This is a genomic window from Bradyrhizobium murdochi, from assembly GCF_000472965.1.
GTDB classification, from domain to species: domain Bacteria; phylum Pseudomonadota; class Alphaproteobacteria; order Rhizobiales; family Xanthobacteraceae; genus Bradyrhizobium; species Bradyrhizobium murdochi.
The window spans coordinates 60141-83634 of the sequence record NZ_AXAU01000014.1; the positions used below are offsets into that span (position 1 = coordinate 60141).

At 65.3% G+C, this 23494-nt stretch carries 25 protein-coding genes, 2 pseudogenes and 1 riboswitch; of the genes and pseudogenes, 10 read left to right on the forward strand and 17 right to left on the reverse strand.

Translation table 11 applies throughout. The features are described 5' to 3' along the window. Positions 1-33: 33 nt before the first annotated feature. From YUO_RS0124365 to YUO_RS0124390, 6 genes are all read right to left on the reverse strand, one after another. Positions 34-717 carry an energy-coupling factor ABC transporter permease gene (locus YUO_RS0124365; protein WP_028349630.1) on the reverse strand — a complete coding sequence of 228 codons (684 nt, stop codon included), beginning with the start codon at positions 715-717 and terminating at the stop codon, positions 34-36. Between the two features lie 106 nt (positions 718-823). Next, positions 824-1549 carry a uroporphyrinogen-III C-methyltransferase gene (cobA, locus tag YUO_RS0124370; RefSeq protein ID WP_028349631.1) on the reverse strand — a complete coding sequence of 242 codons (726 nt, stop codon included), beginning with the start codon at positions 1547-1549 and terminating at the stop codon, positions 824-826. Continuing rightward, entirely contained in the window at positions 1546-2856 is a 1311-nt protein-coding gene (locus YUO_RS0124375; RefSeq protein ID WP_028349632.1) for a cobyrinic acid a,c-diamide synthase CobB, read from the reverse strand. The genes cobA and YUO_RS0124375 overlap by 4 nt, the downstream gene beginning before the upstream one ends. Continuing rightward, entirely contained in the window at positions 2856-3638 is a 783-nt protein-coding gene (cobM, locus tag YUO_RS0124380; RefSeq protein WP_028349633.1) for a precorrin-4 C(11)-methyltransferase, read from the reverse strand. Before cobM ends, YUO_RS0124375 begins: the two co-directional genes overlap by 1 nt. Continuing rightward, positions 3635-4003, reverse strand: a complete 369-nt coding sequence (locus tag YUO_RS0124385) for a cobalamin biosynthesis protein (protein ID WP_028349634.1) — start codon at positions 4001-4003, stop codon at positions 3635-3637. The genes cobM and YUO_RS0124385 overlap by 4 nt, the downstream gene beginning before the upstream one ends. After that, entirely contained in the window at positions 4000-5181 is a 1182-nt protein-coding gene (locus tag YUO_RS0124390; RefSeq protein ID WP_028349635.1) for a bifunctional cobalt-precorrin-7 (C(5))-methyltransferase/cobalt-precorrin-6B (C(15))-methyltransferase, read from the reverse strand. The genes YUO_RS0124385 and YUO_RS0124390 overlap by 4 nt, the downstream gene beginning before the upstream one ends. On the opposite strand from YUO_RS0124390, the gene YUO_RS0124395 reads away from it, so the two are divergent. Continuing rightward, the gene (locus YUO_RS0124395) at positions 5180-5926 is read left to right on the forward strand and encodes a cobalt-precorrin-6A reductase (protein WP_028349636.1); all 747 of its coding nucleotides are present in this window, start codon (positions 5180-5182) and stop codon (positions 5924-5926) included. The genes YUO_RS0124390 and YUO_RS0124395 overlap by 2 nt on opposite strands. Here the strand turns inward: YUO_RS0124395 and cobJ are convergent. Genes cobJ through YUO_RS0124430 form a run of 7 tightly spaced genes read right to left on the reverse strand, consistent with a single transcriptional unit; the run spans position 5902 to position 13807 of the window. Then, on the reverse strand, positions 5902-6636 hold the full coding sequence (gene cobJ, locus YUO_RS0124400) for a precorrin-3B C(17)-methyltransferase (RefSeq protein WP_028349637.1): 735 nt from the start codon (positions 6634-6636) through the stop codon (positions 5902-5904). The genes YUO_RS0124395 and cobJ overlap by 25 nt on opposite strands. After that, the gene (locus tag YUO_RS0124405) at positions 6633-7364 is read right to left on the reverse strand and encodes a precorrin-2 C(20)-methyltransferase (protein WP_028349638.1); all 732 of its coding nucleotides are present in this window, start codon (positions 7362-7364) and stop codon (positions 6633-6635) included. The genes cobJ and YUO_RS0124405 overlap by 4 nt, the downstream gene beginning before the upstream one ends. Positions 7365-7366: 2 nt before the next feature. Next, positions 7367-7996: a precorrin-8X methylmutase gene (locus YUO_RS0124410; RefSeq protein ID WP_028349639.1), complete on the reverse strand. Its 630-nt coding sequence runs from the start codon at positions 7994-7996 to the stop codon at positions 7367-7369. Continuing rightward, the gene (gene cobG, locus YUO_RS0124415; protein ID WP_028349640.1) at positions 7997-9160 is read right to left on the reverse strand and encodes a precorrin-3B synthase; all 1164 of its coding nucleotides are present in this window, start codon (positions 9158-9160) and stop codon (positions 7997-7999) included. It lies immediately after the preceding gene. Beyond that, complete coding sequence (gene cobN / locus YUO_RS0124420) at positions 9157-12402, reverse strand: cobaltochelatase subunit CobN (RefSeq protein ID WP_028349641.1); 3246 nt, start codon at positions 12400-12402, stop codon at positions 9157-9159. Before cobN ends, cobG begins: the two co-directional genes overlap by 4 nt. Further along, the gene (gene cobW / locus YUO_RS0124425; RefSeq protein WP_028349642.1) at positions 12402-13436 is read right to left on the reverse strand and encodes a cobalamin biosynthesis protein CobW; all 1035 of its coding nucleotides are present in this window, start codon (positions 13434-13436) and stop codon (positions 12402-12404) included. The genes cobN and cobW overlap by 1 nt, the downstream gene beginning before the upstream one ends. After that, complete coding sequence (locus YUO_RS0124430) at positions 13433-13807, reverse strand: DUF1636 family protein (RefSeq protein WP_028349643.1); 375 nt, start codon at positions 13805-13807, stop codon at positions 13433-13435. Before YUO_RS0124430 ends, cobW begins: the two co-directional genes overlap by 4 nt. A 93-nt stretch (positions 13808-13900) precedes the next feature. Beyond that, positions 13901-14118: riboswitch (cobalamin riboswitch) on the reverse strand. Positions 14119-14161: 43 nt separating this feature from the next. On the opposite strand from YUO_RS0124430, the gene cobO reads away from it, so the two are divergent. Both cobO and YUO_RS0124440 read left to right on the forward strand, forming a co-directional pair. Beyond that, entirely contained in the window at positions 14162-14815 is a 654-nt protein-coding gene (cobO, locus tag YUO_RS0124435; protein WP_035727529.1) for a cob(I)yrinic acid a,c-diamide adenosyltransferase, read from the forward strand. Between the two features lie 4 nt (positions 14816-14819). Then, a complete protein-coding gene (locus YUO_RS0124440; protein WP_028349645.1) occupies positions 14820-16268 on the forward strand; it encodes a cobyric acid synthase in 1449 nt (482 codons plus the stop codon). A 10-nt stretch (positions 16269-16278) separates the two neighbouring features. On the opposite strand, the gene cobD is transcribed toward YUO_RS0124440, so the two are convergent. Both cobD and cbiB read right to left on the reverse strand, forming a co-directional pair. Further along, positions 16279-17244 carry a threonine-phosphate decarboxylase CobD gene (gene cobD / locus YUO_RS0124445; protein WP_028349646.1) on the reverse strand — a complete coding sequence of 322 codons (966 nt, stop codon included), beginning with the start codon at positions 17242-17244 and terminating at the stop codon, positions 16279-16281. 11 nt (positions 17245-17255) lie between these two features. Further along, positions 17256-18197: an adenosylcobinamide-phosphate synthase CbiB gene (gene cbiB, locus YUO_RS0124450; protein ID WP_028349647.1), complete on the reverse strand. Its 942-nt coding sequence runs from the start codon at positions 18195-18197 to the stop codon at positions 17256-17258. 127 nt (positions 18198-18324) lie between these two features. Here cbiB and cobU point away from each other — a divergent pair, with 127 nt between their 5' ends. From cobU to YUO_RS0124480, 5 genes and pseudogenes are all read left to right on the forward strand, one after another. Continuing rightward, a complete protein-coding gene (gene cobU, locus YUO_RS0124455) occupies positions 18325-18828 on the forward strand; it encodes a bifunctional adenosylcobinamide kinase/adenosylcobinamide-phosphate guanylyltransferase (protein WP_028349648.1) in 504 nt (167 codons plus the stop codon). Continuing rightward, the gene (cobS, locus tag YUO_RS0124460) at positions 18825-19616 is read left to right on the forward strand and encodes an adenosylcobinamide-GDP ribazoletransferase (RefSeq protein ID WP_028349649.1); all 792 of its coding nucleotides are present in this window, start codon (positions 18825-18827) and stop codon (positions 19614-19616) included. The genes cobU and cobS overlap by 4 nt, the downstream gene beginning before the upstream one ends. Next, positions 19616-20248, forward strand: coding sequence for a 5,6-dimethylbenzimidazole synthase (gene bluB, locus YUO_RS0124465; protein ID WP_028349650.1), 633 nt, complete (start codon positions 19616-19618; stop codon positions 20246-20248). Before cobS ends, bluB begins: the two co-directional genes overlap by 1 nt. 124 nt (positions 20249-20372) lie before the next feature. After that, a pseudogene (locus tag YUO_RS44995) lies at positions 20373-21016 on the forward strand (3'-5' exonuclease); the annotation flags it as partial. A 98-nt stretch (positions 21017-21114) separates the two neighbouring features. Further along, positions 21115-21381, forward strand: a complete 267-nt coding sequence (locus tag YUO_RS0124480; protein WP_028349653.1) for a hypothetical protein — start codon at positions 21115-21117, stop codon at positions 21379-21381. A gap of 38 nt (positions 21382-21419) precedes the next feature. Here the strand turns inward: YUO_RS0124480 and YUO_RS0124485 are convergent, their stop codons facing one another. Continuing rightward, positions 21420-21602, reverse strand: a complete 183-nt coding sequence (locus YUO_RS0124485) for a DUF3606 domain-containing protein (protein ID WP_028349654.1) — start codon at positions 21600-21602, stop codon at positions 21420-21422. 110 nt (positions 21603-21712) lie between these two features. On the opposite strand from YUO_RS0124485, the pseudogene ligD reads away from it, so the two are divergent. Together ligD and YUO_RS46460 are read left to right on the forward strand one after the other, a co-directional pair. Continuing rightward, positions 21713-22635: pseudogene (gene ligD / locus YUO_RS41560) on the forward strand (non-homologous end-joining DNA ligase). Beyond that, positions 22635-22802, forward strand: coding sequence for a hypothetical protein (locus YUO_RS46460; protein ID WP_156908750.1), 168 nt, complete (start codon positions 22635-22637; stop codon positions 22800-22802). Before ligD ends, YUO_RS46460 begins: the two are co-directional and overlap by 1 nt. Positions 22803-22851: 49 nt before the next feature. Here the strand turns inward: YUO_RS46460 and YUO_RS0124500 are convergent, their stop codons facing one another. After that, complete coding sequence (locus YUO_RS0124500; RefSeq protein ID WP_028349655.1) at positions 22852-23466, reverse strand: hypothetical protein; 615 nt, start codon at positions 23464-23466, stop codon at positions 22852-22854. Positions 23467-23494 lie beyond the last annotated feature (28 nt).

Genomic DNA, 23494 nt, shown 5'->3' on the forward strand with positions numbered 1-23494 from the left:
TGCGAAGGGCGGCCGTGGCGGCCGCCCCTCACATTATCTCTGCGCAGCGTTGTGCAGGCGCGGGGTGACGAAGCCGTCGGCCGTAACGCCACGCAGCGATTTTGCCAGCGCGAGCACAGCAAGATCCGCCAGCGGCTCGATCACAATGACCATCGCATAGGATCCTGCAAACATCGCGATGTTGGCGAGATTCGTCGCGCCAAAGCCCGCACCGTAGAGCGCCCAGAATGCAACCCACGCGACGATGGCGGACTGGTACGCCGTCGAAAGCCCCAGCGCCTGGCGATACTGCAGGTCAACATAGGCGGTGTTGCGGGGAATGATGCGCTGGGCCAGCGCGTGGATCGCGAACAGCGGCACCAGCAGCGTCGTCACGTTCATGCCGTATTGCGGCAGATCCGTCGGCGCGAAGAACAGGCCCTGCAGCAGAAGACCCAATGCGAGTGCGAACGCGGCGGGTGCGGCACCGAACAGCAGGAACAATGTCGAACCGAGGATGAAGTGCACCTCGGAGACTCCGACGCGGAAGTGCGGCAGGATCTCGAAGAACGAGAACACCAGCGCTGTCGTAGCAACCGTGCGCACAGCGAATGAAACGATGCCTTGCTCGCGCACGCTATCGGCCGCGAGCTTGAGGGCGACGCCGCCTGCGGCAATGCCGGTAGCATAGCTCAGCACGAGTTTTGCACCCGTCACAATTCCCGGTTCGATATGCATGGCCTCAAGTCCTTCCTGCCGTCACACCGACGGCTTTGGCGTCAAAAATTGACTCTTTCGAAGAGCACGCGTCAAGGGGCGAGCGAGGGTCGGCGACGGCGTCATCTCACGTCATCTCCGCCAATGCGCCGAACAGGATCACGGCGGCGGTCGTCGCCGCACCGCCTCGCGCGATCTGTTCGGCGAGCTCTGCGATCGTGGTGCGAACCAGCCGCTCATCGGTGCGACCCAAGGATTCGGCAAACAGCGCCGGCGTGCTCGGGGCGAGGCCATGCTCGATCAGTTTCGCGGCCAGGGCCGGGAACGTGCGCCGGCCCATATAGACGACGGTCGTCGCCTCCGGATCGGCCAGCGCCGCCCAGTTCAGGTTCGCGGGCAATTCACCGGTGACATCGGCGCCGGTCACGAACTGGACCCGGCGCGACGTATGCCGTCGGGTCAGGGGAATGCCGGTCTGCGCCGCCGCGACGCAGGCCGCGGTGACGCCTGGAACGATCTCGTAGCCGATGCCTGCCGCGCGGAGCGTCTCGATCTCCTCTTCCAGACGACCGAAGATGCCCGCATCGCCCGATTTCAACCGCACCACGCGTGCGCCCGTTCCCGCGTAATCGACCAGCAACCGGTTGACATGCTGCTGCTTGGTCGAGGGGCGACCGGCGCGTTTTCCCACCGCGACGAGATTGGCGGCTGGACCGGCCAGATCGAGGATCGCCCCCGAGGCGAGATCGTCATAGAGCACCACGTCAGCTTCGCGCAACCGCGCCGCCCCTTTCAGCGTCAGGAGCTCGGGATCGCCGGGACCGGCGGAGATGAAGGAGACGAAGCCGCTCACCGGTCCTCCGCAATCAGATGAAAGAAGGTACCGGAGGTGTTGTCGCGCCGCGAGCCGGTCTCTGCAACCACGACGCCCGTTGCATCACACACGACCGCGAGCGGCGTATCAGGCTGCGCGACGATCGTCGAATAGTGAAACTCATGGCCCCTTAGCCGTGCGCCGGCCTTGTGTCCCGGTATCGGTGCAGCAAGCGCCGCTAGGCGATAGCCCAGATGCATGCGACGCTTGGCATAGCTCGTCTCCAGGCCAAGCAAGCCGACCATCTGGTGGCGTGCGCCTTCGGCATCCGTCAGAGCCGTGCCCAGCACCATATAGCCCCCGCATTCGCCATGCACGGGGCGCGTCTCGGCGAAGGCGCGCAACGCGCCACCAAACCGCGTGTTGCCAGCAAGCCGGCCCGCGTGCAGTTCCGGATAGCCGCCGGGCAACCAGCACACGTCGGCGCTCGCGTCAGGCCCTTCATCGGCAAGCGGCGAGAAGGGCGATATCTCGGCCCCGGCGGCGCGCCAGGCTTCGAGCATGTGCGGATAGATGAAGGAGAACGCCGCGTCGCGCGCCAGCGCAATCCGCTGCCCGGGTGGCGTGACGGCGAGACCGAGCGGGGCCGATGGCGGCAGCCAGGCAGAGGCCGATTGCAGCACGGAGTCGAGATCGACATGCTCGGTGATGAAGCGTGAGGACTCGGCGATCAGCCCGCCGACCTCCGTCTGCTCTTCGGCTTGCACCAGGCCAAGGTGCCGCTTCGGCAAGGAAATCTCGGCATGGCGCGGCAGCGCACCGAATACGGCAATGCCGGCGTCTGCCATGGCGCGGCGCACCAGATCCTCGTGCCGTGGGCTCGCGACGCGATTGAGAACGACGCCTGCAAGCCGGACACCCGCGCGGAAATCGCGCAGTCCGGCGGCAACCGCCGCGGCCGTCTGTGCCTGGCCGGATGGATCGATCACCAGCAGAACCGGCCAGCCCATCATCTCCGCGATGTCGGCCGTCGCGCCGGTGCCCGCCACGCCGCGCGCAGCGACGCCGTCGAACAGGCCCATCGAGCCCTCGGCGAGCACGAGATCGGCGTCCGCGCCGCGGCCGACCAGCCGCGTGATCGTCTCGCGATCCATGGCCCAGCTATCGATATTGACCGAGGCGCGTCCCGTCGCGGCCGCGTGGAAGGCGGGATCGATATAGTCGGGCCCGCTCTTGAAGCACTGCACGGTCAGCCCGCGATCGCGATAGGCGCGCGCGAGCGCCAGCGTCAGCGTCGTCTTGCCAACGCCGGAGGCCGGCGCCGAGATGACGAGGCCTGCCGCCATCACGACGCCTCCGGGAAACGCGGTGCCTGCCCGACCGGGCGGTAACGGCGGTCATAGTCGGCAGCGTAAAGGCGACTCTCGGCGAACTCCTCCGAGCCCAGCGTCTTGCCGACCAGAATGAGCGCGGTCCGCTCGAGCTCGACACCGACTGCGGCGTCGAGCGTGGCAAGCGTGGCGCGCACGATGCGCTGGTCCGGCCAGCTTGCGCGCCAGACAATCGCGACCGGACAGTCCGTGCCGTAATGCTGCGTCAGCTCGGCGATCACCTTGTCCAGGAGATGGATCGACAGATGGATGGCGAGCACCGCACCGGTCGCGGCGAAAGCGGCGAGCTTCTCGCCGTCCGGCATCGTGCTCGCCCGGCCGGGCGTGCGCGTCAACACCACGGACTGGGCAAGGCCCGGCAGCGTCAGCTCGGCCTCGAGCGCCGCGGCGGCGGCGGAGAAGGACGGCACGCCGGGCGTGATCGAATAGGGAATCTTCAGCGCGCGCAGCCGCCGTAGCTGCTCGCCCATCGCTGACCAGATCGAGAGATCACCCGAATGCAGCCGCGCGACGTCCTTGCCTTCCGCATGCGCGGCGGCGATCTCCGCAATGATCTCGTCGAGCGACAGCGGCGCGGTGTTGACGATCCGCACGCCCGGCGGGCAATGCGCAAGCACGCCTTCCGGCACGAGCGAGCCGGCATAGAGGCAGACCGGCGAGGCAGCGATCAGATCGCGCCCGCGCAAGGTCAAGAGATCGGCAGCGCCGGGGCCGGCGCCAATGAAATGTACGGTCATTCGCCGTCTCCTTCGGCAATCGCCGCCGTTACGGTACGGTCTTGCGAAACCACGCGCGTCGCAATCAGGCGCGCGCGACGACCGGCCGCCACCAGTGCGGCGGCTTCCGCGACCGACCCCGTGCCGAATTTTTCCCGGATGAGTTTTGACTGAGTCAGCGTCGCGGCTCCGGCCAGCACGTTGGCTGGAACAGCCTTGATCGGCACGTTGAGCTGGCGCGCCAACGATATCAGCGCGGCGGTCTCCGCCTTGTCGCTAACCGTGGCGACGACCGCGAGGCCTTCGCAGCCGCCGGCCGCGATCAGCGCTTCGCGCAGCGAGGCAAGCGTCGCGGTACGCCTGAAGCCCAAACCTGCGACCTTCATTTGACGGCACTCCATTGCACGACCGGCCGCACCGGCTCCCAGGATCGGTACCGGCCCAACGGGGCGGCATGAGAGATCTCGACCCGCACCAATTCCCCGCCATGGCGCTGATGCAGGTCCGCGAGAAACGCCTCCGTTTCTAGCGTCACGGCATGCGCGACCAATCGCGTCCCCGCTTCACTACGCAGCCAGACGGCATCAAACAGCGTGGCATTGAGCCCCCCGCCGACGAATACGGCATCGGGCGCCTCCAGGTCCGCGAGAGCATCGGGCGCGGCTCCTTCAACGACGGTGATCCGATGTGTCAGACCGAACGCCGCGACATTGCGGCGGATGTTCGCAGCGCGTTCCTCGCGAGCCTCAACCGCAATCGCCGTTCCCCCCGCCAAAGCCCATTCAACGGAGATTGAGCCTGAGCCGGCGCCAATGTCCCACAATCTTTCGCCAGGCCGCGGTGAAAGGGCCGACAGCGCCAGCGCGCGTACCGGCCGCTTGGTGATCCGGCCGTCATGCACAAAGAGATCGTCCGCAAGACCCGAGCTGCGCGCGATGCCCTGCGATCCCCTCGCCTCCAGCGCCAGCGCGACGAGATTGTCGCGGGGCTCGGCCGAGTAACTGTCGGCACGATGTTGTCTGACGCGTTCGCCGGGGCCACCAAGGGCCGCAAGGCTCCAGATCAACGACCCGCCCCAGCCGCGTTCCGTGAGCCATTTTGCGAGATCGCCGCCTGCCTTGCCGTCGCGCACCAGGCAAACGATCCGCGCGCCGTGCGCCAGATGCGGGACCAGGCGCTCGAAAGGCGCGGCGTGGAGCCCGAGACAGATGACGGATTCGAGGCGCCAGCCCAATCGCGCCACGGCGAGCGAGAAGGTCGAAGGCGCGGAGTGGACAACCCATTCGCCTGCCTCGAGCTTCTCAGCAAGACTTCCGCCGACGCCATGCCAGAACGGATCACCCGAGGCGAGCACCGCCGTCGGGCGGCCGCGCCGGGTCAGCACAATGTCCGCATCGAACGGTACCGGCCACGGACGGCCGCGGTTGCCAACCTCCGCAAGCGTGAGATGGCGTTCGCCGCCAAAGACGGTTTCCGCCAGGGCAATCGCCTTTCGGCTTGCCTCGGAGAGGCCGGCAAGGCCATCTTCGCCGATGCCAATGATGGTCAACCAGGGATCAGCCATGATGCGCGCCCTCGTTCTGGGCGGAACGGCCGACGCCAATCTGCTTGCAGAGAGCCTCGCACGCGCGGGACTCGATGCGACCTATTCCTACGGCGGGCGCACCCGGGCGCCCGCGAACCAGCCGCTGCCGACTCGTATCGGCGGCTTCGGCGGCGTGAGCGGTCTTGCCGAACACATTCGTCAGGAAGGCATCACGCATGTGGTTGACGCAACGCATCCCTTTGCGGCCGAGATGAGCCGCAACGCGGTTGCGGCGTGCGTGGAAACCGGCACGGCGCTGATGGCGCTGGAACGCGCACCCTGGGCCAGAACGCCCGGCGACAACTGGATCGAGGTGGCCGATATTGCCTCCGCCGTCGCGGCCTTGCCAGAACACCGCGCCCGGGTGTTTCTTGCGATCGGCCGGCAGCATATCGCGCCCTTCGCCAGCAGGCCGCAGCACGCCTACACGCTGAGATTCGTTGATCCGCCCGGCGACGCCTTGCCGTTCGATGCCGACGTCATCGTGTCGCGCGGTCCGTTCACGCTCGATGGTGAACTGGAGATGATGCGTGCGCGTAGCATCGAATGGATTGTCGCCCGCAATTCCGGCGGAGACGGCGCGCGCGCCAAGATCGACGCTGCGCGCGCGCTGGGTCTTCCCGTCATCATGCTTGTGCGCCCGCAACTGCCTGACAGGCCGCGGGTGGAAAGCGTCGCCGAAGTCCTGCAATGGCTTGGTCATCGTGTCTGCCTCGGTGCATAGACCCAGCGGCCGACGCGACGCGTCGCCGAATTGCTGACGATCACGAGCGTGCGCATGTCGGCCATCTCCGGCTTGGCGTCCCTCACTCTGACTGCTTCGATCCACTCATCGGGTGTAGTAACTGCGCGCGCGAAGATGACGATCCGGTCACCACATCCAGCCTCGTTCAGAATGTCCAGCGCGCGGCCAAAACCGTCGGGCCGGCTCGCCGAGCGCGGATTGTACATCGCAATCGCGAAATCAGCTTCGGCGGCGAGCCGCAGGCGCTTCTCGATCACCGGCCACGGTTTGAGATTGTCGGAGAGATTGATCGCGCAAAAATCATGTCCGAGCGGTGCGCCGGCACGCGCGGCGGCTGCCAACATCGCCGTCACGCCAGGCAACACGCGGATGGGAATCCCCTGCCATTGCGGCTGGTCCTCAAGCGCCTCGAACACGGTAGAGGCCATCGCAAAGACACCGGGATCGCCGGAGGACACCACGACAACCTGATGGCCTTCGGATGCGAGCCGCAAGGCTTCGTTCGCGCGCTGCAACTCGACGCGGTTATCGGAGGGGTGCAACGTGAGGCCTTCGCGCGGAGCCACGCGCGCAACATAGGGCGCATAGCCCACGATGTCGGTCGCGGCCGCGAGTGCGGCGGAGACTTCCGGCGTGACCAGTGCGTCGTCGCCCGGCCCAAGCCCCGCGATGGTCAGCGTGCCCGTCATTCGACCGACACCCGGCGTCGCCCCTGCCCGTGGACTAGCACGATCGCGAAATAAGGACAGTCGGCTTCCTCGACATCGATCAGCCGAGCGACACGCTCACTCGGCATGGTCCCGCGCTCGACCAGCCACGCGTCCGCCAGTCGGCCGACGGACACAAGCGCGCGGCGCACTTTTGTCAGATTGCGGCCGGTCTTCATGATGACGAGCGCGTCGGAATTGCGCATCCGGCGCTCCAGCTCGTCCTCCGCGAGCGTGCCCATCAAAACCGTCGTCACGTCGTCGCCGAGCGCGATCGGCCGGCCGACAGAGTTCCAGCAGCCGGCCATTCCGGGGATGCCTGCGATCACCTCGATCTCGACCCGCCCGTGCAAGCGCGCATGCAGATGCATGAAGGAGCCGTAGAAGTAAGGATCGCCCTCGCAGAGCACAACGACGTCGACCACCCGCGCAAGCCGCGCCAGACGCTCCGCCCATTCGTCATAGAATCCGGTAAGCAGACGGACATACTCCGGACTGTCGAAGGCGATCTCCGTCGTGACCGGATATTCCATTGGATATTCCAAGACGTCCGCCGCCAACATCCCCTCGACGATCCGCCGCGCCTGGCCGGGACGTCCCTTCTTGCGGAAATAGGCGACGTGCTTCGCCGCGCGCACCTCACGGTCGGCACGCACGCTCATCAAGTCCGGATCGCCTGGCCCGAGGCCGCAGCAGATGATGCGCCCCATCCCTATTCGCTCCGGCTTGCCAGCGCATTCACGGCGGCAACGGTGATTGCCGAACCGCCAAGGCGACCCGCGACCGTCAGCGCCGGCGCGGGTGAATCGGCCATCAATGCGGCCTTGGATTCAGCAGCGCCGACGAAACCGACGGGGCAGCCAATGATCGCCGCCGGTCTTGGGCAATCGCGGTCCTCCAGCATGTTGAGGAGATGAAACAACGCGGTCGGCGCATTGCCGATCGCGACGATCGCTCCCTCAAGGCACGGTCGCCACAGTTCCAGCGCCGCCGCGGAACGGGTATTGCGCATGGACTGCGCGAGCGCGGGAACGGCGGGGTCACTGAGCGTGCAGATGACGGCATTGCCGGCCGGCAGCCGCGCGCGCGTAATGCCCTCCGACACCATGCGCGCGTCGCAGAGAATGGGCGCGCCCTTCTGCAGCGCCGCGCGCGCGATCGCCGCCATGCCGGGTGTGAAGCGGATATGAGCCTCGAGACCCACCATGCCCGCAGCATGAATCATGCGCACGACCACCGGTTCCTCGTCAGGCGCGAACCGGCCGAGGTCGGCCTCGGTCCGGATGGTGGAAAAGGATCGCCGGTAGATCGCCGCGCCATCGGTTTCGTAGATGTGCGGCATTCAGCATGCTCCCACCAGAATGGAGGGATCTTTGACGAGGCTTGCGCCGCTCAGGCCGCGCCTGACAGGCCTATCCCGTGTCGAACCGTCACGAACGAGATCAAACCCGTCACCGGTCCCAACCAATGTGATCGACGCAGGGCCGGAATGGGCGCAGCCCTTGGCGCAGCCGGATACGTGAAGCCGCGCGCCAGCCGCAATTTGCGGCGCCAGCGCAGCCGCCAGCCCACGTGTATCGGCGTGCGCCTCGCGGCAGCGCGGCGCGCCGCTGCACGCAATTGCACGGAGCGCGGGATCGTCGGCCCGTGTGATGAGGTCCGGCGTACGGGGCAGCTCATGTAGCCCCTCCGCCAGCATCATGCGCCACGGCGTCATGCGCAGTGCCGGCGTGCAGCCGGCGAGATGGCGGAGCGCCGAATGGGACAGTTGCCCGAAGGCCGCACCGATCAACGCACCATGCAGATCGAGGCCCGGAGCCGGTGCGGCCATGCCGCGTGCAGGCTCGGCATCCCCCCGCAAAGCTTCAGGCAGCCGCGCGCCGGCGCGGACATGGGCCGCTATGCGCCCTCGCCCGTCTCTGGCTCCGCCTGATGCCAGGAACCATTCGGCGAGCGCGAGCGCGACCCTCACAGCTTCGCTTCGTGCAACAGAGCGGCCTAACTCGGCTCCGTCGGCGCGCACGATCAGTGTGCCCGAAGGATCGCGCTCGATGCGCACGTCCGCCGACGCCGCGGCGAGCGCGCGCTCCTTCCCGTCATCGACTGCAAAGCCAAACTTGGTCGGGAGATCTAAAGAGCTACGGACCAGTGCATGCTCAAGCTCGGTGGCAAGCGAACACGTGTCATCGCCAGCGCTCCAGAACGGCGTGACCAGAATGTTGCGCCGTCGCTCGGTCTCTGGATCGGGGTCGACCAATCCAAGCTGCGCGAGCCCGTCGAGCAGAGCCGGATGTCCTTCATCACTGACGCCACGGATCTGAAGATTGGCGCGGCTGGTGAGGTCGATCAAACCGTTGCCGTAACGTTCGGCGAGGTCCGTTATTCCTGCCGCCTGCCTCGCATCAAGCCGCCCTCCATACGGACGCACGCGCACGACCAGCCCGTCGCCTGACAGCATCGGCCGCAGCGCGCCCGGGCACCAGCCCTTGATCGCGACCGCGCTCATGAGGCCTCCCGCAGCGCCGCCGCAATCGAATTGCGGCGCGTCTTCCACAGCGAGACCTCATGCAGTCGGGTAAAGCAGGTTTCCATTACAGCGAGCGCCGTGGGATTTTCGCACGCCATGAAGCCGCGGACGTCGTCGTTGCCGAGCGTTGCGTCGTAGTAGAGATCGAACAGATGCGGCGGCACGGCATCCGCAAGATGAGCGAAGGCGGCCATGTGCTCCAGCGTCGCGGCGATTTCAGCCGCCCCGCGAAAGCCGTGCCGCTTCATGCCGGCGATCCACTCAGGATTTGCGGCACGCGTGCGGACCACGCGTGAAATTTCCTCAGTCAGCTCGCGGGCACGTGGCTGATCGGGCCGCGAGGTGTCGAGGTGATAGAGCGAAGGGATGCTCGTGCCCAATCGCGCCGCTGCGGCCGCGACACCCGCCTCATGGGCGGCATAGTCCGCGGCGAGCAGCAGGTCTGTCTCAGGCAGGTCCTGAGTATGGACAAAGGCGTCGGCGGCGGCGAGCTTCGCCTCGATGCCAGCGCGGTCGGGCTGCATCGCACCATCGGACGAAAACGCCCAGGACGATGCCGACAACCAAGCCTCGCCGGCCGCCTCCCGCGATTGCGGCGTGAAGACATCGGGTAGCGATGCAAAGCCGACGCCATATTGTCCGGGACGCGGCCCGAACACGCGCGATGCGCGATGGCGATAGGGATTTTCCTCGCCTTCGCCTTCGCGCTCGGAGAGCGCTTCGGCTGCTGCCTCGAACAATTGAGCGAGACCGGAGAACACGTCGCGAAACAGCCCGGACACGCGAAGCGTGACGTCGATGCGGGGCCGGCCGAGCTCGGCCGGCGCGATGATGTCGTAACCCGTCACGCGTCCCGAACCATGATCCCAGCGCGGCGCAATGCCGGCGAGATGCAGGGCCATCGCAAAATCCTCGCCTGCGGTGCGCATAGTCGAAGAGCCCCAGAGATCGACCACGAGCCCCTCCGGCCAGTCACCGTGATCCTGCAAGTGACGGCGCAGCAATTCCTCCGCGAGTTTGATGCCTTGCGCATGCGCCGACGGCGTCGGCACGGCACGAGGATCGATGGCAAACAGATTGCGTCCGGTAGGCAATACGTCCTGACGCCCGCGATAGGGCGAGCCCGCCGGCCCCGGTGTGACGTGCCGGCCCGCGAGTGCGTCGAGCAGCGAGCCCTTCTCCGCCTCTCCGCAATCGCCGCGACCGAACACATGCAGCCCGTCGCCGAACTGGCTTTCCTTGATATCGCAGACAAAGCGATCGATCCGCGGAATCGCTTCCGCCGGGGCGGCCGATGCAGTGAGGCCCAGATCGTCATCCAGACCGGCGGCCCGGGCCTCATCGCGGATTGCCGCAATCAGGCGCTGGCGACGCGCGGGATCGAGGCCGTCGGCCGTCGAATATTCGTCGAGCAGTCGCTCGAGCCGGCGTAGGCCCTCGGGCACCACGGCCTTCGCCAACGGCGGCGGTAGATGCCCGATGGTGACGGCGCCGATTCGCCGCTTGGCCTGCGCCGCTTCGCCGGGATCATTGACGATAAAAGGATAGATCACCGGCAGATCGTCGATCAGCGCTTCCGGCCAGCAGGAGGACGACAGCGCGACGGACTTGCCGGGCAGCCATTCGAGCGTGCCATGCGCGCCCATGTGGACGACAGCGTCGATCGCCTCGCGCCGGAGCCACAGATGGAAGGCAACATAGGCGTGACAAGGCGTGCGAGAGAGATCGTGATAGTCCACGTCGCGATGCCCAACCTCACCTCGTTCCGGCTGGACTGCGATGATCGCCTTACCGCATCGAATAGCAGAGAAACGAAGTTCGCCGGATTTGCAGTTTGGATCATCTTCCGGTGCGCCCCAAGCGCGCGCGAGGTCATCCTGCAACTGGCGTGGAAGGCGGGATAGCTCCGTGCGATATTCGGCGACGCTCCACGTCAGTTGCCCTCGCATCAGAACATCGCCAAGCGACGTGGCCATCCCGACATCAAAACCAGCTCGGCCAAGATCGGACAGCAACGCTTCGACAGAGGCGAGCGCGTCGAGTCCAACCGCATGCGCGATCTGGTGCGGACGGCCCGGATAATTCGAGAGCACGATTGCCAGCCGCTTCTCGCCGGCCGACTTGTCAGCAAGTTGTCGCCAGGCCGCGACCCGCGCGGCAACAGCGCTCACGCGTTCGTGCTCGGCTCTATGCGCAAGATGGGTGAATTGCAGATAGGGATCGCACTCGCTCGCCGACTTGAAACTCACCACGCCCGCGAACAGCCGGCCGTCAACCTCGGGCAATACCACATGCATTGCGAGGTCTCCCGGCGAGAGGCCGCGCAGCGACTCCGCCCAGACGTCGCGCCGCGCCGTGGACAGCGCGACCTGAAACACGGGGCACGACGCAGCATCGAACGGCGTCGTGCCGTCCTCGCCGACCGCAGAAAACGCAGTCGCATTGACAATGGCGGCCGGCGCGCGCCGCGCGAAATGCGCACGCAGCCAATCCGCAACGCCCGGCGCCTTCAGCGAGGTGATGAACACGCCGAAGGCATCAAAGCCCTTCTGCCGCAACGCTACGATCAGGGCGTCGACCGGATCCGTGTCGGCGGCCGTAAGATAGGACCGATAGAACGTAACCACCGCGCTGGGCCGCCCATCGGCGGTCGGCGCAGCCACGACACCACGCCCGGGGTCATAGAACCCGATCTCGGGAATATCGATCGCTCCGACAACAGGTCCCGCATAGAGTCCAGATGCGAGCGCGAGCTGCGCGATCGCTGCCTGCGCCGCAACCGGCCCGCCCTTGTCGCAGAGCACCTTGAGCCGCCGGAGCGTCGAAACCGGCAATGTGGAGAACGCGTCCAGTCGCAGATCGTCACGACCGTCCGCCGGCAGCACGGCCAGCGCGATGCCGCGATCCCTGGCGAGCTGATGCAGCGCCGTGAGCCCATACGACCAGTAGGACTCGCCGCCGATCAGGCGCACGAGGATGCCGCGTGCTTGCGACAGCGTTCGCTCGACATAGGTGTCGACCGACAGAGGATGACGCAGCTCGGCAAGATTGGCGAGCCTCAGCGACGGCAGGCTGGCCCGCCCTCGCCACCAGCCCGACGCGAAGGCGGCAAGATCGCTATCCGAAAACGAAAGCACCACGAGATCGGCCGGATCCTGGCCGATGTCCCGTGGCGTCGCGGTCTCCTCCAGACCACGGCTCTCGCGGAAGACGACGTGCATCAGATGCCAAGTCCCGTCCTGATCGCGGCCTCATCGATATCGCCGTGCTCACCGATCACGACCAGCTTTGACTGCCGTGGCTTAGCGCCCCAGGGCCTGTCGAACTGATGCCGCACGCGCGCGCCGACCGATTGCAGCAACAACCGCATAGGCTTGCCTTCAACGGCGACATAGCCCTTGGCGCGCAGCACATTCTGGTCACGCGCCAGCCGCTGGACCGATGCAATGAGCGCATCGATATCGGTGATTTCCGGAAGATCGATGACGACAGAGGTAAAGTCATTGTGCTCGTGCTCGTCCTCGCCGTCATGATGCGACGGGCGCGCGGCGAGATCATCTTCCGCCGCCGCTTCAAGACCCAGGATCACGCGCGCATCGACCGCGCCGTCCACGACGGGCAGCATCGGCACGCGGCGCGGCATTTCGGCCTCGATCGCCGCCTTCGCTGCTTCAAGGCCGGCCGAGCCGGCAAGGTCCGCCTTGGTCAGCAGCACGATATCGGCGCAGGCGATCTGGTCCTCGAACACTTCCGACAGCGGCGTCTCGTGATCGAGATTGTCATCGGCCGCACGCTGCGCTTCCACCGCGTCTAGATCCGGCGCGAAGCGGCCTGCGGCTACCGCCTCGGCGTCGGCCAGCGCGATCACGCCGTCGACCGTGATCCGCGACCGGATCTCCGGCCAGTCGAACGCCTTGAGCAGCGGTTTTGGCAAGGCCAATCCGGATGTCTCGATCAAAATATGATCCGGCTTCACGTTGCGTGCGAGCAACTGCTCCATGGCCGGAATGAAATCGTCGGCCACGGTGCAGCAGATGCAGCCATTGGCGAGCTCGACGATGTTTTCGGCCGGACAGTTAGCATCGGCGCAGGACTTCAGGATTTCACCATCGACGCCCTCGCTGCCGAACTCGTTGACGAGCACGGCAAGCTTCTTTCCATTGGCATTGGTAATCAGATGCTGGATCAGCGTCGTCTTGCCCGATCCGAGAAAGCCGGTGACGACGGTGACGGGGACTTTTGCGAGCGAGTTCATTCAGCGGCCTCCGGCACGACGGCAATGGGTGGAATGCGGGCGAGCGATTGCTTGCGAAAGATCTCCGGACGGCTGCGCCACGGCACGATGCCGTCGGACGCAGCCGCATAGGCTGACGCGCCGGCGATCACATCGCGGACATTGGCATCGGACAGGCGGCCGTAGACATAGGACCATCGTCCCGGCGCGCTGAGCGCGACCGAGCAGCCCTGACTGCACGCGGACAGGCATTCGACCGGAACTACGCTGACGCCATCAGGCACACCGGCATCGAGAATGGCGGCATGCAGGCGCTTACCGGGCGTGATCTCGCCCTCGCCGAGCGTCTGACCGGCACGGCAGGTAATGCAGACGTGAAGTGTGACAGTCATCGCCCCTTCCAGGATAGACAGCGGGAGCGATGAGGTGCGCGAATCCATCCGAAGGAAGGCTCGCTTCCCCGTCGCGGAACACCCCGTCCGCCGGTCTAAAACGTTGCGCTGGCAGGTCTCCCGGCTTGCGGAGCAGGATTTTTTCCTTCGATGCCCGCCTTCCCGACCCCGTTCGGGGCAGTGGCTTCGGGCATCTCTCCGGTCACGGTCGCGGGGGCGGCTGCTCTTCGAGCCCAAATCTCTCGATTTAGGCCCTATCGCATTCCCTCTTCGCCTGTCGTAGGACAGGAACCAACGCAGGCCCACCATTTGCCTATCCCTGCGACTTGTCAAGCCGAAGGAACACGTCAGATGATGTCTGAACAGGATGCCGCCGAGGACGAGAATGTCGTCGCCTCCGAGGCTTCGGTGGACACCCGCCATGCAACGAAAATGGCCAAGAAGAAGATCGCCCGTGACAAGATCATGGCGACCAAGAGCGGCGAGAAGGGACTGATCATCGTCCATACCGGCGCGGGTAAGGGAAAATCATCCTCCGCCTTCGGCATGATCGTCCGCTGTGTCGCACATGGCTTTCAATGCGCGGTCGTGCAGTTCATCAAGGGCGCCTGGGACACCGGCGAGCGCCGCCTGCTCACCGGGCATTTCGGCGATCTCTGCCAGTTCCATGCGATGGGCGAGGGCTTTACCTGGGAAACCCAGGACCGCGCCCGCGATATCGTCGCCGCAAAGGCAGGCTGGGACAAGGCGAAGCAACTGATTCTGGATTCCCGCTTGCGCATGGTCGTGCTCGACGAGATCAACATCGCGCTTCGATATGACTACCTGGACATCGCTGAGGTCGTCGATTTCCTGAAGACCTCCAAGCCGCCGATGACGCATGTCGTTCTCACCGGACGCAATGCCAAGGAGGAGTTGATCGAGATCGCCGACCTCGTCACCGAGATGACACTGGTGAAACATCCGTTCCGTTCTGGCGTCAAGGCGCAGCCGGGCGTCGAGTTCTAATTCGATGGCGCGCGCATTGATGATCCAGGGAGCCGGCTCGGACGTGGGCAAATCGCTCATCGTCGCGGGTCTCGCGCGTGCCGCCAAGCGACGGGGCTATCGCGTGCTCCCATTCAAGCCGCAGAACATGTCGAACAATGCAGCCGTGACTGTCGATGGCGGCGAGATCGGCCGCGCGCAGGCGTTGCAGGCGTTGGCCGCCGGCGTCGAGCCGCATACCGATATGAACCCGGTCCTCTTGAAGCCGGAAACCGATGTCGGCGCCCAGATCATCGTGCATGGCAAGCGCATCGCCACGGCCCGGGCGCGCGAATACGCGTCCCTGAAGCCGTCGCTGATGGATGCGGTGCTGGAGAGCTTTGCGCGGCTGAAAGATCGCGCCGATCTCGTGCTCGTCGAAGGCGCCGGCAGCCCGGCCGAAGTGAACTTGCGCAAATCAGACATCGCCAATATGGGCTTTGCCCGGAGAGCCGACGTTCCCGTGGTGCTGATTGGCGATATCGACCGCGGCGGCGTCATCGCGCAGCTCGTCGGCATCAAGACCGTGATCGACGCGGACGATGCCGCGATGGTCCAGGGTTTTCTGATCAACAAATTCCGCGGCGATCCCACGCTGTTTGACGACGGCTATCGGCTGATCGAAGCCCGGACATCCTGGCGCGGCTTTGGGGTTCTGCCCTACTTCACCCGGGCCGGCGAACTGCCGGCCGAAGATGCGCTAGGGCTCGGTGAGGCGCGAAAACCCGGTCAATGCAAGATCGCGTTTCTCGCGCTGTCGCGGATCGCCAATTTCGATGATCTCGATCCGCTCAAGCTCGAGCCCGGCGTCGACCTCGTGATGGTCCGCCCCGGAGAGGCCATTCCCGGCGACGTCAGGCTCGTGATCATTCCCGGCTCAAAATCGACGCGCGGCGATCTTGCCTTCCTGCGCGCGCAGGGCTGGGACATCGATCTGCTTGCGCATCACCGCCGCGGCGGCCACGTGCTCGGCGTCTGCGGCGGCTACCAGATGCTTGGGCGGAGCGTGGCCGATCCAGAAGGGATCGAGGGCCCGGCTGGCGAAACGCCAGGCCTCGGCCTTCTGAACGTGACGACGGTGATGACGGAGCAGAAGACGCTCAACCGCGTGACCGCGCAGCACGCGGAAACGAGGCACCCAATCGACGCCTACGAGATTCATATCGGTCAGACGGACGGGCCGGACCGTGCACGTCCATTCGCTCTGCTTCATGGCGCGCCGGAAGGCGCGGTCTCAAGCGACGGACGTGTCTGCGGCAGCTATCTGCACGGCCTGTTTGCGTCCGACAGTTTCCGCAGCTCGTTTCTCGGGCAATTGGATATTCCGGTTGCCGACCAGCGGTATCATGGACGGGTGGAGAGCGCGCTCGATGCGCTGGCCGATCACATCGAGGCCCATCTCGATGTCGAAGGGCTGCTCGCGCTCGCACGTTGAGCGCCAAACGTCAGCGCGATAGAGCCTCGGCCAGCCGCGCCCATTCCGACTCATCGCCCGGCAACCCCAGCCGCAACCAGCCCGGCCTTTGCTCGAAGATCCGTGACCAGATGCGCGCACCGGCCAGCCGCGCCTGCGCGGCGCGCCCGTCGCCGGTCTCGTATAGACGGAACAGCGGCGTGCCACCGACAAGGCTCCACCCCTGCGATTTCACGGCGGCATCGAGCCGCAGGCAATCGGCTTCCAGACGGGTCGCGGTCGCCCTGGCCCAATCGCGATCGCGCAAGGCGCGCCCTCCGACCGCAATCGCGGCACCGGACACCGGCCACGGGCCCGCCATTGCCGATAGCGCGGCGATGTCCCCTTCCGCGCCGAGCACAAAGCCAAGGCGCAACCCCGCGAGGCCATAGAACTTTCCGAACGAGCGCAGAGTCAGGAGACCAGGTCGTCCCGCCTCCGCCGCCAGCGATAGCTCTGGCATGGCGTCGGCAAAGCTTTCGTCGATGACGAGACGACCGACGCGCGGCAAGAGCGCGAGCAACTCAGCCTTGTCATAGCGGCGCCCGTCGGGATTGTTGGGATTGACGGCCACGGCAAGATCGGCGCGCGCCAACGCGTCAAGACTGGCGACTTCGGCAACATCCCAGCCGGCGGCCGACAAGACAACGGCGTATTCATTGTACGTCGGCGCGAGTACGCGCGCTCGTCCGCACGGAGCAAGCCGCGGCAGGAGCTGGATCGCGGCCTGCGCGCCGCCCATCGCCAGAATCGGCGCCTTGGTCGCATAGGCCTGCCGTGCGGCTTCATGTAGCGATTCAAGATCTGATCGCGATGGCAAGGCGTTCCAGAAATGCGGCTCGATCTCGCCGACCGGATAGGGCTGACGATTGATGCCGGTCGACAGATCAATCCAGTCCTGCATGCGTCCACCGAAGCGTTGGACGGCCTGATCGAGATTGCCACCATGCTCGCGCATCGCCGCCCTGGTCATGCCAACGCCAGTGCGACGAGCAACCCGCCGAGGAGCAGCATCGCGCGGATGTAGAGCATCAAGCCCTGCCGGACGTCGGCAGCGAGCGGATCGCGCGCGCCATCGTTCAGCCAGGGCTCGTTTGTCACGCTGCCATGATAGCTGCGTGGGCCGCTCAGGCGGACGCCGAGCGCGCCCGCCATCGCCGCTTCCGGCCAGCCGGCATTGACCGAACGATGGCGGTTCGCGTCCCGCACCATGCAGGACAGCGCATCCGGGACGCGCAAGGAGACCAGCGCGAACAGGAAGCCGGTGAGACGCGCCGGAATGAAGTTGGCGATATCGTCGATGCGCGCGGCCGCCCAGCCAAAATACAGATGACGCTCGGAACGATGGCCGATCATGGAGTCCAGCGTGTTGACGGCCTTGTAGCCGACGATGCCGGGCAGGCCGAACAATGCGCCCCAGAACACCGGCGCCACGACGCCGTCAGATGCATTCTCTGCGAGACTCTCGATGGCCGCGCGCGCAATTCCAGCTTCGTCAAGAGTTGCTGGATCGCGTCCCACGATCTGCGCGACCGCCAGACGCGCAGCCTTCAAGTCGCCCGATTGCAGCGGCTGCGCCACCGCAACAACATGGTCGTAAAGCGAGCGCAGCGCGACCATCGGCCATGCGAGTATCCCCAGAAGAACGACGCGGCTCCAACCTGGAACCAGCGCGGCCTCCATGATCCAGCCAATCCCCACGCAAACCCCGATCACCAGCAAAGCGGCGGTCACGCCCGCCACGCGCCGGATCGACGGCGCATCGGTGGACCTGTTCCAATTGCGATCGAGAATACTGATCAGCCTGCCGATCCAGGTCACGGGGTGGCCGATGCGTGCGAACAGTGGGCCGGGCCACCCCAACAGGGCGTCCACCGTCATCGCCACCGCCATTGCCCCGGCAAAACTCAAATCCCGTCTCCTGTCACGCCTGCCCTGATGCGCAAGAATTGCATCGAAGCGCAAGCCCCTCTGGAATGAATTCGGCTTTGTCTTTGCCAGCGATTGGTGGTTAGTGCGGGTCTGAGCGGAGGGTTTGATGGCCATTGTCTTGATCACGGGAGGCGCACGGTCCGGGAAAAGCCGGCGCGCCGAGGCGCGCGCCCACGCCTGCCCCGGCCGACCGGTCTACATCGCCACGGCAGAAGCGCTCGATTTGGAGATGGAGGAGCGGATCGCCCGCCACCGCGCGCGCCGCGGCAATGACTGGGTTGAGCGAGAGGCCCCGCTCGATCTGGTGCAGGCACTGACTGAAACGGACCATGGCGGCGCCCGGCTCGTCGATTGCCTGACGCTGTGGCTGTCCAACCTCCTCCATGCCGAGCGCAACTGGTCGGACGAAGCCGCCCTGCTAACCGCTGCGCTCGGCCGACAACGCAGCCCCGTGATCCTTGTGACCAACGAGGTCGGCCTCGGGATTGTGCCGGATAACGCGCTTGCGCGTACCTTTCGCGATGCCGCCGGCCTGTTGAACCAGAACGTGGCCGCGGTGGCCGACGAGGTCGAGTTCGTGGTGGCGGGACTGCCGATGAAGGTCAAGTGATGCTTCAGCTCGAGCAGCTCCGAACCATCGTCACCGATTTGAGGATCGGCATTTCGTTCGCCACGATTCTTCCCTTCGGCCCGTCCACGGCCGTGGGCGATGGCGAAGTCACGCGCGCAAGCTGGTCGCTTCCGGTCACGGGCTTGCTGGTGGGGCTCGTTGGATCTGCTGTCTACGGCGTCGCTTACGCGGTTGGCCTGACATCGGGGCCGGCCGCGATGCTGGCGCTTGCAAGTACGGTCATCGTCACCGGCGCGCTGCACGAGGACGGACTTGCCGACGCTGCGGACGGATTGGGCGGCGGCCGGACGCGCGAGCGCAAGCTCGAGATCATGCGCGACAGCCGGATCGGCACGTATGGGGCCTGCGCGCTCTTCATCTCGCTGATCCTGCGCTGGAGCGCGCTGGCAGCGATCGCCGCGCCGCGATCGGTCATGATCGCACTCCTGCTTGCACATGCCGCTGCGCGCGCGGGCATGCCTACCTTCATGGCGTTTGTGCCGCCGGCACGGCCAGACGGACTTTCGGCTCGCGCCGGACAGCCGACGCCTCAAGGCGCCGCCATTGCGCTTGGCTTGGGCGCCCTGATCCTCACCCTCGGCTTCGGGCCGGGCAAGGCGATCCTGGCCGTGGCCCTGCTCGCCTTGATCGCGCTGATGACGGCTCGCCTGGCGATCAAGCAGATCGGCGGGCAGACCGGCGATATATTGGGCGCATTCGAACAGCTTGGCGAAACCGCCATCCTGCTGATAGCGGCCTCTCTCTTTCACTCCAGCCTGCCACTCTGATGGTCGCTTTCGACGATCAATTTTGCCGCCAGTTGCGCGAGCTCTTCATCTGGCGGCGCGACGTGCGGCGCTTCAGGACCGATCCGCTGCCCCAAGGCACGCTGGAGCGGTTGATCGACATCGCTTGCCTGTCCCCGTCGGTCGGGCTGAGCCAGCCCTGGCGGTTCGTCATCGTCGAGAACGGGGCAAGACGCCGAGCCGTGATCGATGACTTCAAGGCCTGCAATGCCGATGCCCTGGCGTCCTATTCGGGCGAGCGCGCAGCGCGATATGCAGCGCTCAAGCTCTCGGGCCTCGAGGAGGCACCGGGTCACGTGGCCGTCTTCGCAGACAAGGCCAGCGATGTCGGCCACGGCCTTGGACGCGCCACGATGCCGGAAACGATCGAATATTCCGTCGTTGCGGCGATCTGCGCGATGTGGCTTGCCGCGCGCGCGGAAGGCATTGGGCTCGGCTGGGTGTCGATCCTGACGCCGGCCCGCATCCACGAGATCCTCGACGTTCCCCAATCCTGGAAATTCATCGGTTACTTCTGCGTTGGGTATCCCCAGGCAGAGTTCGATCGCCCCGCACTTGAGAGAGCCAACTGGGAATATCGGCGGACGCCGAAGGAATTTACGCTTCGACGCTAGCTGTTGCGCCGAAGCGATCGGTCAAGACGAGAGCTTTTAGGAATTGATGGAGCGACGTAGTACCGGGGAGCGACTCGGACCATCATTCGGATTCTTTGTTCGTACACTCAACCAGCAGCTCACTTGGACCACCTTCGTCGAGACGATCGGAAATCTTCGATATTCGGAATGGCCATCGGATCTGGAGCGTGCCCGCCTCTGGTACGAACCACATCTCGAGCGCATTCACGAAGACGCCGAAGTCCGGCGGGCCGACCTCGTTCAACTCGAACAGATAGCCAGCGGATATCCTTCGCGCGAACGCTTCCTGACGGACTCACCCTGGACCCGCCGGATGCGATCAGCGACCAGGCGGGTGTCCCGTTGCTAGACGAGGACTACCTGATCCTATCGACCATCCACTCGTCCAAGGGCCAGGAATGGAAGTCGGTATACGTCCTCAACGTGGTCGACGGCTGCATGCCGTCCGACGTGGGAGCCGGCACTTCGGCCGAGCTTGAGGAGGAGCGCCGCCTTCTCTACGTTGCGATGACGCGGGCGAAGGACGATCTTCATCTGGTAGTGCCGCAGTGTTTCTTCACGCACAGTCAGCATTCGCACGGTGACCGCCACGTTTATGCCTCGCGAACCCGCTTCATCCCCGAGAAGCTGCTCGGCCTGTTCGACCGCACGAACTGGCCAACTGCGTCCGTAGACGGGGTTACACGCGGCCCAAGCCAGGGGCCGCGAATCGACATCGGAGCTCGCATGCGAGGGATGTGGCGCTAGAGCTTCGTGGATAAGCCCTACGATTTCGAATCCCTGCTCTGCGAGAGGGACGAGGAACGAACCGCCGGCCGTGGGGATTCCCCGGCAGGAGAACCCCAATGCTTATGACGAAAGAGCGCCGAACTGCGATCCGGACGCTGCGGGGCTGGGCGATCTCGGTGCTGCAGGAAGCGGGCGCAATCCGCGAGCGCGAGGAGCACGGCTGGATGCAAGATCGCGCCGACCCGCATGCCCACAAGCGTGCCTTAGACATCGCCCGTCAGGATCCGCCGGATGGATTCTCCGTGGCAGAGGCGGTCGCAGAAATCGAGGATATATTGGCCTCGATCGGCGACACTTGCCCTGAATGCCCGCCGGACTGCTAGAGGCCCAGCGCCTGGAAATCGACGCCTGGCAAGTTGGCCTAGCGTCCGAGCCGCTTCTCGACCCGCTTTCGGTTGTTGCCGACCTTCTTGACGGCCTTTTTCACGGCGGCCGCCGAGCGCCCGGTCTTTTTCGATTCGTATTGTAGCTCGTGCTTCTGCCGCCCCGCTACCCGGGCCCTGTCCTGCTTCCGCCCACGGGCCGTCTTCTTCCCTGTCGCCATTGGCTCTTCTCCTTTGTGACGAGACGACCATGCAACGCGGCGAAGGATTCCCCGGTTCCGGAACGATCGAACTGTGCGACTTTCAATCACCTGTAGCGTGGAGTTCGCGAGTGGCGTTTCAACGTCAAAAACCGGCGGCAATTGGCGTCAAGGCACCGTTGCCTGGCTTCATCGAACCGGCCTTGGCCAGTTCGGTCGAGAAGGTGCCGAGCGGGTCCCGCTGGATTCACGAAATCAAGTTCGACGGCTACCGCGTTCAGGTCCATCTCGCAAAACGAAGCCGTGAGGGTCTTCACCCGGCGCGGAAATGACTGGACCAAGCGCTTCCGGAAGATCGCCGATGACGCCTGGCACATCAAGGCCGGCTCGGCGATCATCGAGGGCCAGGTCGTCGTTCCGGCCGCCAACGGTGCGACCGATTTCTCAGTGCTGCAGAACGAGCTCAAGGGCAAATCAACCAGGATCGTACTGATCGCCTTCGACCTGCTCTACCTGAACGGCAGAGACATCCGAAAGCTGCCGCTCTTTGAGCGCAAGGCCGAACTGAAGAAGGTCATCGCCGGCACCGACGTGCAGTTCAGCGAAAGCTTCGAGATCGAGGGACGCGAGATGTTCGCGCACGCCTGCAAGCTCGGTCTCGAAGGCGTCGTGTCTAAAGTTCGCGACAGCGCGTATTCGAGCGGCAGAGGAAAAAACTGGGTCAAAAAGACCTGCGCGCAACGCGAGACTCTGACCATTGCCGGATATGCTATCGATAAAGGCAAGTGGGATGGCATCTACGTTGGCCGCAGAGAGGGTGCCGATCCCGATCTACGCCGGGAAAGTGGACCATGGATTCGACAAGGTGTCCGCCGCCGACCTGCAGAAGCGGCTGAAGCCGCTGATCCGCAAGACGCAGCCCTATGCAAAGCGGATCGCACACAAGGGAATCTGGGTCGAGCCAAAGCTGCTGGCCGAGATCGAGTACCGCGCGAAGTCGGCGGAGGGCAAAGTCCGCCATCCCTTCTTCAAGGGACTTCGGGAGGATCTGTGATGGACGCTTCTGACCGCTTCTGGCAGTGGGCCACCAAGCCCTTGGAAAGTCAGCTGACGATTCCGGCCGAGCTGCATCGAGCGGTCATGGAGCTTGCCCCTGAGGCTCGACGAGACCGCGCCGCGGTGAACCAAGCCGCAGCACGCGTGCTGGAGCCCGAACGATGAACGCTTGAAGGGGACCGCTGGCTTTCACGCGTGGGTGCCGCCACAGAAACTAACCCCGCGCGCGCCGCAAGGCGGCTTGCAATCGTTCTTTCTCCTTATCCCAGCGGGCTTCTTCGGTTTGCGATCTCTTCTCAAGGGCCTCGACCTCAGCCTGGATGGCGGCCGACCGCTTCGCGTGATTCTGCTCGGCCTTGTCCAACGCCGCCTGTGCCTTGTCGACCGCCTGCTGACGGCGTTCACGCTCCTTCTGCCTCGCGGCCTCCTCCCTCGCCCGTTCAACATCGCGGCGCTTCTGTTCCCGTTCGTAGGCGAGAGCGGCCTTTCGCTCCGCAGCCTCGTCGACAGCGCGAGAGGAAGGCTTCTTCGCCTTTGGGCCTTTCGACTTGCGGGCGGCTTTCGTTGATCCGCCGCCACCAAGGTTGGTGGGCAGTTCAGCATGCTCGCTAAAAGTCCGGTCGGATCCGACGGGGCGCCTGAGAACGACGCCGGGCTTTGCCATGCTAGCGGCGATGATATCCGGATCGTGGCTCTCCTTTGCAGCGCCTTGGTGGAAGAGATTGCTGTCTGCGCCCCACGCTTCCAGAGCCGCTTTCATGGACGGAGCGGCGATCGCCAAATCGAAGAAACCTAGCGAAGTCTGGTAGGTCTTGAGTTTTCTGGCCATGGGTCTGATCAGCCCTTCCCGTTCGATA

What these genes read in the sequence shown, in the direction of transcription:
- cobM (WP_028349633.1), bottom strand. Translation starts at nt 3,638, where the DNA reads ATGACCGTACATTTCATTGGCGCCGGCCCCGGCGCTGCCGATCTCTTG.
- YUO_RS0124440 (WP_028349645.1), top strand. Translation starts at nt 14,820, where the DNA reads ATGGCGCGCGCATTGATGATCCAGGGAGCCGGCTCGGACGTGGGCAAA.
- YUO_RS0124405 (WP_028349638.1), bottom strand. Translation starts at nt 7,364, where the DNA reads ATGGGGCGCATCATCTGCTGCGGCCTCGGGCCAGGCGATCCGGACTTG.
- YUO_RS0124480 (WP_028349653.1), top strand. Translation starts at nt 21,115, where the DNA reads ATGCTTATGACGAAAGAGCGCCGAACTGCGATCCGGACGCTGCGGGGC.
- bluB (WP_028349650.1), top strand. Translation starts at nt 19,616, where the DNA reads ATGGTCGCTTTCGACGATCAATTTTGCCGCCAGTTGCGCGAGCTCTTC.
- cobO (WP_035727529.1), top strand. Translation starts at nt 14,162, where the DNA reads ATGTCTGAACAGGATGCCGCCGAGGACGAGAATGTCGTCGCCTCCGAG.
- YUO_RS0124410 (WP_028349639.1), bottom strand. Translation starts at nt 7,996, where the DNA reads ATGCCGCACATCTACGAAACCGATGGCGCGGCGATCTACCGGCGATCC.
- cobU (WP_028349648.1), top strand. Translation starts at nt 18,325, where the DNA reads ATGGCCATTGTCTTGATCACGGGAGGCGCACGGTCCGGGAAAAGCCGG.
- YUO_RS0124385 (WP_028349634.1), bottom strand. Translation starts at nt 4,003, where the DNA reads ATGAAGGTCGCAGGTTTGGGCTTCAGGCGTACCGCGACGCTTGCCTCG.
- cobD (WP_028349646.1), bottom strand. Translation starts at nt 17,244, where the DNA reads ATGCGCGAGCATGGTGGCAATCTCGATCAGGCCGTCCAACGCTTCGGT.
- YUO_RS0124395 (WP_028349636.1), top strand. Translation starts at nt 5,180, where the DNA reads ATGATGCGCGCCCTCGTTCTGGGCGGAACGGCCGACGCCAATCTGCTT.
- YUO_RS46460 (WP_156908750.1), top strand. Translation starts at nt 22,635, where the DNA reads ATGGACGCTTCTGACCGCTTCTGGCAGTGGGCCACCAAGCCCTTGGAA.
- YUO_RS0124375 (WP_028349632.1), bottom strand. Translation starts at nt 2,856, where the DNA reads ATGGCGGCAGGCCTCGTCATCTCGGCGCCGGCCTCCGGCGTTGGCAAG.
- YUO_RS0124390 (WP_028349635.1), bottom strand. Translation starts at nt 5,181, where the DNA reads ATGGCTGATCCCTGGTTGACCATCATTGGCATCGGCGAAGATGGCCTT.
- cobG (WP_028349640.1), bottom strand. Translation starts at nt 9,160, where the DNA reads ATGAGCGCGGTCGCGATCAAGGGCTGGTGCCCGGGCGCGCTGCGGCCG.
- YUO_RS0124365 (WP_028349630.1), bottom strand. Translation starts at nt 717, where the DNA reads ATGCATATCGAACCGGGAATTGTGACGGGTGCAAAACTCGTGCTGAGC.
- YUO_RS0124485 (WP_028349654.1), bottom strand. Translation starts at nt 21,602, where the DNA reads ATGGCGACAGGGAAGAAGACGGCCCGTGGGCGGAAGCAGGACAGGGCC.
- cobW (WP_028349642.1), bottom strand. Translation starts at nt 13,436, where the DNA reads ATGAACTCGCTCGCAAAAGTCCCCGTCACCGTCGTCACCGGCTTTCTC.
- cobN (WP_028349641.1), bottom strand. Translation starts at nt 12,402, where the DNA reads ATGCACGTCGTCTTCCGCGAGAGCCGTGGTCTGGAGGAGACCGCGACG.
- YUO_RS0124500 (WP_028349655.1), bottom strand. Translation starts at nt 23,466, where the DNA reads ATGGCCAGAAAACTCAAGACCTACCAGACTTCGCTAGGTTTCTTCGAT.
- YUO_RS0124430 (WP_028349643.1), bottom strand. Translation starts at nt 13,807, where the DNA reads ATGACTGTCACACTTCACGTCTGCATTACCTGCCGTGCCGGTCAGACG.
- cobJ (WP_028349637.1), bottom strand. Translation starts at nt 6,636, where the DNA reads ATGACGGGCACGCTGACCATCGCGGGGCTTGGGCCGGGCGACGACGCA.